Raw genomic sequence first — 1,146 nt, 5'->3', positions numbered from 1 at the left:
CTCCCCGGCCCACAACCTGACTTCAGCAAGGTCCCCACCCATAACCACACCAACGAACGAGCTGGCCAGCAGTCACGGCAAGCACCGTTGCAGTACTAGTCCCTTGGCCGCCCGGCACCGCTCGTGGCCCTGGTGCCGACAATGCACGGGCATCGCCCTCGATCTCGGCAGCGCCCGCACCCGAGTCTGGACGTCCGGGCGGCGCATGATCCTCGACGTGCCCACAGTGACCTTCCCGGGCACCGGTGCCATGTATCCCATTCAGCGCGGAGCGATCGTCGACACCCTCGGAACGGCCCGGATGCTGGACCGGTTGCTCGGCAACCGCCTGCCCCGCTTCGGCCGCCCTCTGCTCATCCTGACCGCCCCCGTCCTGGGCGGAGTCACTTACCGGGCCGAAGCCCGCACCGCAGTGGATGTCCTGCGCCCGCGCACCGTGCTGACCGTCCCCACCGCTCGCGCTGTGGCGATGGCCGCAGACGCCGACCTGACCCATCCCCTGCTCGTCGTCGACATCGGCGCACACCTCACCGAGGTCACGCTCCTCACCGACGGCGCGGTGACCGACGCCCGCCACACCGCCCTGGGCACCAGCGACCTGGACAGCCTCACCCCGCCCGCGCAGATCACCGACGCGGTCGTCGCCATGGTGACCGCCATGCTGGACCAGGACCACACCTCCCAGACGCTCGACGCCCTCCAACGGGGCGCGCTCCTCGCCGGCGGGGGCGCGCTACGACCCGACATCACCTACGGCCTCACCGGCCAGCTGCACGCCCCCGTCCAGCCCGTCCCCTCTCCCCACACCGCCGCAGTCCGCGGCGCAGCAAAGCTCCTCCAAGCCGCCCACGCCCACCCCTCCACCACCACGCAGCCTCGCTGACCCACCACCTCGGCAAGCGCCCAGCGATGCTGCCACGCTCATACGGAAGGAGAGACACCGTGGCCCGCGCCACACCCCCGGCACACCCTCCCGAAGAACTCCCGCACAACCTGCTGTGGCGATGGCGACGCAACTCCCTGCGCCGTCGCACCGACCTTGCACAGGCGGGGGGAGCGTGTCTGAAAGATCGTGTAAGTCCGTGATGTGGAAGTCTGGCCCGGGGCTCGGCCTCGGGCTCTCGGGCCGGGCGGATCGGACGAGTC

General features: G+C 70.7%; 1 protein-coding gene. It reads left to right on the top strand.

The features are described from left to right. Window positions 1-61: 61 nt before the first annotated feature. Window positions 62-883 carry a hypothetical protein gene (locus tag ABZT03_RS44655; RefSeq protein ID WP_356050088.1) on the top strand — a complete coding sequence of 274 codons (822 nt, stop codon included), beginning with the start codon at window positions 62-64 and terminating at the stop codon, window positions 881-883. The last annotated feature ends 263 nt before the right edge of the window (window positions 884-1,146 follow it).

The sequence above is a fragment of the Streptomyces sp. NPDC005574 genome (assembly GCF_040605435.1).
Lineage (GTDB): Bacteria > Actinomycetota > Actinomycetes > Streptomycetales > Streptomycetaceae > Streptomyces.
Note: the sequence above shows the minus strand (reverse complement) of the source record. Positions and strands in the feature narration are given on the sequence as shown.